This is a genomic window from Candidatus Propionivibrio aalborgensis (genome assembly GCF_900089945.1).
GTDB lineage: Bacteria > Pseudomonadota > Gammaproteobacteria > Burkholderiales > Rhodocyclaceae > Propionivibrio > Propionivibrio aalborgensis.
In genome coordinates this window covers 1-4,753 of the sequence record NZ_FLQY01000045.1, presented here as the reverse complement: position 1 = coordinate 4,753, position 4,753 = coordinate 1, and the positions used below count along the sequence as shown (strand labels likewise).

Sequence of the window (4,753 nt, the reverse complement as noted above, 5' to 3'; positions counted from 1 at the left end):
AAGCCGCGAACCACGGTGGGTTGGAAGGGGCTGATCAACGATCCGCGCCTCGACAACAGTTTTCGCATCAATGAGGGCGTGCGTCTGGCGCGCGGCCTGCTGCTAAACATCAATGACATGGGGCTTCCCTGCGCAACCGAGTTTCTCGACACGATCATGCCGCAATACACGGCGGATCTGATTTCCTGGGGGGCCATCGGCGCGCGCACTACCGAATCGCAGGTGCACCGCGAACTGGCTTCGGGTCTGTCGTGCCCGGTCGGATTCAAGAATGGTACCGACGGCAATATCCGGATCGCCATCGATGCAATTCGTGCCGCGCAGTCGCCACACCATTTCCTGTCCGTTACGAAAGCGGGTATGTCGGCGATCGTTTCAACGACCGGCAATGAAGACTGCCACGTCATTCTGCGCGGCGGAAAAGAGCCCAACTATGACGCGGCGCATGTCGATGCGGCCGCCAGGGAGATTGCCGCGGCCGCACTGGCTGCACGCCTGATGATTGACTTCTCGCACGCCAACTCAAGCAAGGAGTACAAGCGCCAACTTGACGTGGCCCGAAATGTCGCAGAGCAACTCGCGGCGGGCGAGTGCCGCATCGTGGGCGTCATGGTCGAGTCTCACCTCGTCGAAGGGCGACAGAATCTGATACCGAACAAGCCGCTCGAATATGGTAAAAGCATTACCGATGCCTGCGTCGGATGGGAGGATTCTGTCGCAATCCTGGAAACCCTGGCGCAGGGTGTTCAGTCTCGCCGCCTGATCAGGGCTGATCAGTAACTTCAAAGTGTTGAGCCTTTTTCCGACGCGCTTGTCCTGGGTCTGCCTGCTGTCTCTTCTGGCATTTCGTCTGTGGTTTTCCGCAGCTTTGCCATTGACTGGCGATGAGGCTTACTTCGTTTTCTGGGGTGAGCATCCGGCAGGAGGGTTCTATGACCACCCGCCAATGGTCGGCTGGTGGCTGACTGCATTGCTCGCCGTTTCACGTGCTGAATGGTTTCTCCGACTGCCGGCCACACTGCTGCCGTTAGTTCTGGCCTGGGGCGCCTGGATGATGGCGCGTCCGAGCGGTGTGGAGCGCGCAAGGGTCGCCGCATGGCTGGTTCTGATGCAGCCGGTCAATGTATGGAATGTGCTGATTACCACCGATACGCCGGTCATCCTGTTTTCGATGCTTTCGATGCTGGCCTATTTTGCGGCCTTGCGATGCGCCGGACAACCGCGGCGCTCATTGCTCTGGCATGTTGCTGCCGGTGCGCTGCTCGGTCTGGCCTTTCTGGGCAAATACTTTGCCGCGCTGCTCGGTGTTGCGTATCTGGTGCATGTGCTTTTCGCCCGGCGCGATGCTGCGCGCTGGCCCGGATTCGCGCTACTGCTTGTGGCCTCCCTGCCGGCACCGATCTACAACCTGTGGTGGAACAGCGGCCACTGCTGGGTGAATATTCTTTTCAACTTCTTGAATCGGAATGCGGAGGCCGGCCTTTCGTTCACCAACCCGGCGTTGTTCGTGGTTTCGCTGCTTTATCTGGCAACGCCGTGGCTGTTGTTCGAACTCATGCGGCGGCACAAGCAGGTGCGTGAAGCCGTGCGCGAGAATGGTGAAGCCAACACAGCTTTCTGGCTCCTGTTGGTCCCGATCGCATTGTTCGCGTTGATGTCTTTGTGGCGCTCGGTCGGACTTCACTGGCTGATCTCCTTCATTCCGCTGCTTGCGGTGTTGGCGGCCATCGTGCTGCCGCTGGCCGTATCGGCCAGACTGGTCAAATGGTCGGCAGTTTTTGCCATAGTGCATATCCTCTTTTTTGCGGTGCTGCTGTCATTGCCGACGAAGATCTGGAACGACACGCGTTTCAGCGAAGGTGTGGCCTTGCGCTTTCAGTCGAATGAGGTGCTCTCGCAGATCCTGCCCTATGAGAAGGATTATCTCTTTGCGATGGAAAGTTTCTCGGCAGCGGCATTCATGGCGTACAAGTCCGGTCAGCCGTTCGCCGTGTTCGGCAGAGGTTCATTTTATGCGCGACAGGATGACTTCGAAACGGACTGGCGTGAGCAGAATGGACGCAACGTGCTCATCCTCAGAACCAGTTCGCCTGAGGGGAAAGACTACTCGTCCTATTTCAGGCATGTCGAGTTTCGCGAATTTGCAGTTGACGGCTCACGGTTTTATCTGGTCCTGGGACAGGGATTCAATTACGCCGTGTATCATGAAAAAGTGCTGACCCGAATACGCGAACGCTTCTACCGAATCCCCGCATGGCTTCCACAGCGCGGCTGCGAATTTTGCGAACGCTATTTCCCGGACGTCAAAATAATAAGCCAACAATGAGCGCATTTCTGCCCTATCTCAAACTAATGCGTCCGCACCAGTGGGTGAAGAGCGGCTTTGTTTTCGTCGGCCTGTTTTTCGGTCACGCTTGGCATGATGCGCATATCGTTCATATGGTTCTGTTGTCCGCCGCCGCCTTTTCACTGGCCGCATCGGCGATCTATATCATCAACGATCTGGCTGATCGGGAGCGTGATCGCGAACATCCGGAAAAGCGCCTGCGACCGCTTGCGGCGGGTACGGTGGGCGTGAAGCAGGCGCTGGTGCTGGCGGGTGTCTGCGCGTTGTCGGCATTGACGCTGGCATGGGCCGCTTCGAATTCGGTGCTGCTCGTTGTGTGCGTCTATATCCTGCTCAATGTGGCGTACTCGATGGGCTTGAAGCGCATTGCGCTGCTCGACGTATTCATCATTTCGTCAGGCTTCATGCTGCGCATTGTGGCAGGCACGGTTGGTGTCGGCATCGAGCCGTCGCACTGGCTGTTGCTGTGCAGCCTGCTGCTTACGCTCTTTCTTGGATTCGCCAAACGGCGCGCCGAGGTGAATGTGATGGCCGGACGCGGTGGACACCACCGCCAGGTGCTCGATGATTACGACCCGGTGTTGCTTGACAGCCTGATCACTATTTGCGCAACAGGCACGATCGTCAGTTATAGCTTGTACACGGTCAGCCCCGAAACGGTCGCCATACACGGTACAGCGAACCTGATCTACACGGTTCCCTTTGTCATCTATGGGACATTCCGCTATCTATTCCTGTTGCACCGGCGCGCTCGTGGTGGCGACCCTGCCGCCACACTGCTACAGGATTATCACCTGCTGGGCACGTTCTCAGCCTGGTTTGTCACCGTCATGGTGTTGCTCCGTTGAGCTGGAAATCAGGTCAGAGGTCGTCGGCAACCCAGGCTTCTTTCGGCAGATCTGGAATCCCGGGAATGATGACCAGTCGCGTCATGGCGAGCGGATTCATCAGGCCGATACCCCCCTGGGGTAGCCGATAGGCCAAGCACGGTTGCTCAAAAACCCCTGTCAGATTGACCAGGCACTCGTCAAGCGCCAGCTTGGGGTCACCCTCGACACAGGTATGGATGACATGACCGCCGCGAAAGAAGAAATCAATCTGCACCTTGAAGAACTCGCTTTCGAGCCCTCCTTCGAAGGGCTCAATAGCCTCGACGGTTGTCAGCGAGGTCAATGCCAGGTTCTGCCCTCGAGGGAGGTAGACCTCGAGGTCGTTTTCGGATTCCATTTCGACGCAGGCTATCGAAGCGGTAGAAAAAATCTCGGTTTGGGCGCCTGAGCCGATGATAAGCAGATTCCCGGTGAAAATTCGCGAACTGCGTTTCAGGTTGATGAGCAGGTGACCGATCGATTCGACACTATTCAGTGCGAAATGGCGTGTGCTGTTGGCTGTGGAAATAACCGATACGTTGATTGACATGGTGATGCCTCGTCAACGAAAGACAGGAATTCATATTACCGCATTCAGCTTGCCGGTACGAGGAAGTCATGTCCAATGCCTTCGCCGAGATCGTAGATGCGATCCATGAAGTCGGTCAGATACTCATGCAACCCTTTGGACAGTACGTCGTCTATCCGGGCGAAGTGCAGTTGCGCGTGCAACATGCCGGCGCGCCGTCCGGTTTCTGCCACCGAGCTGCTGTTGGCGACCCGATTGAGCACGCGCACGATACCATCCACGCAGGAATGCAGGGAGCGTGGCATATCCACGCGCAGCATGAGCAACTCGGCGACGCGCGCCGGTGTGATCACATCGCGATAGACCTTGCGGTAGACCTCGAAGGCCGACAGTGAACGCAACAGCGCACCCCACTGGTAGAAATCTGTCGTGCCCTCATCGCCATTGGTCCGCAACACGTGGTACTTCACATCGAGAATGCGTGCCGTGTTGTCTCCACGTTCAAGCAGCCCACCGAGACGGATAAAGTCCAGCGAATCGTCCTGCAGCATGGTGCCGAAGGTCACGCCGCGCATGACGGCGGAGCGCAACTTGACCCATTCGAAAAACTCGCCAACGCCGGTAGATAGAATCTGTTCGAAGCTCTGCTCGCGCAACTCGATCCAGGTGGCGTTGCAACTCTCCCATGTCTCTGCGGTCAGCGTGCCGCGTACGGCATGAGCGTTCTCGCGCGCAGCGCGCAGGCAACTGTAGATCGACGCTGGATTGTCTGCATCCGATACCATGAAACGCAGAACGTTCTCGGCATTCACCTCGTCGTAAGATTTGGAGAAGGCGGTCTGAAGGCTGTTCAGCGCCAGGATGGCGCCCCAGTTCTGGTTCTCGGCGGCGACCGATTGCGGCACGAGCGACATCTGGTGAGTCACGTCAAGCAGACGGGCGAGATTTTCGGCACGCTCGGTAAAGCGTGACATCCAGTAAAGATGATCGGCTGTTCGGCTAAGCATA

At 57.4% G+C, this 4,753-nt stretch carries 5 protein-coding genes; 3 read left to right on the top strand and 2 right to left on the bottom strand.

Features of this window, described 5'->3' with window-relative positions:
• The 3 genes from PROAA_RS03415 to PROAA_RS03405 form a co-directional block, all read left to right on the top strand.
• On the top strand, positions 1-780 hold a 780-nt coding region (locus PROAA_RS03415; RefSeq protein WP_186409989.1), incomplete at its 5' end, for a 3-deoxy-7-phosphoheptulonate synthase.
• A 7-nt stretch (positions 781-787) separates the two neighbouring features.
• Entirely contained in the window at positions 788-2,326 is a 1,539-nt protein-coding gene (locus PROAA_RS03410) for an ArnT family glycosyltransferase (RefSeq protein WP_186409988.1), read from the top strand.
• Positions 2,323-3,195: a decaprenyl-phosphate phosphoribosyltransferase gene (locus PROAA_RS03405; protein ID WP_186409987.1), complete on the top strand. Its 873-nt coding sequence runs from the start codon at positions 2,323-2,325 to the stop codon at positions 3,193-3,195. The genes PROAA_RS03410 and PROAA_RS03405 overlap by 4 nt, the downstream gene beginning before the upstream one ends.
• A 13-nt stretch (positions 3,196-3,208) precedes the next feature.
• On the opposite strand, the gene PROAA_RS03400 is transcribed toward PROAA_RS03405, so the two are convergent.
• Positions 3,209-3,766 carry a hypothetical protein gene (locus PROAA_RS03400; RefSeq protein WP_186409986.1) on the bottom strand — a complete coding sequence of 186 codons (558 nt, stop codon included), beginning with the start codon at positions 3,764-3,766 and terminating at the stop codon, positions 3,209-3,211.
• A 44-nt stretch (positions 3,767-3,810) separates the two neighbouring features.
• Entirely contained in the window at positions 3,811-4,752 is a 942-nt protein-coding gene (locus PROAA_RS03395) for an alpha-E domain-containing protein (protein ID WP_186409985.1), read from the bottom strand.
• Between the last annotated feature and the right edge of the window lies 1 nt (position 4,753).

What these genes read in the sequence shown, in the direction of transcription:
- PROAA_RS03405 (WP_186409987.1), top strand. Translation starts at nt 2,323, where the DNA reads ATGAGCGCATTTCTGCCCTATCTCAAACTAATGCGTCCGCACCAGTGG.
- PROAA_RS03400 (WP_186409986.1), bottom strand. Translation starts at nt 3,766, where the DNA reads ATGTCAATCAACGTATCGGTTATTTCCACAGCCAACAGCACACGCCAT.
- PROAA_RS03395 (WP_186409985.1), bottom strand. Translation starts at nt 4,752, where the DNA reads ATGCTTAGCCGAACAGCCGATCATCTTTACTGGATGTCACGCTTTACC.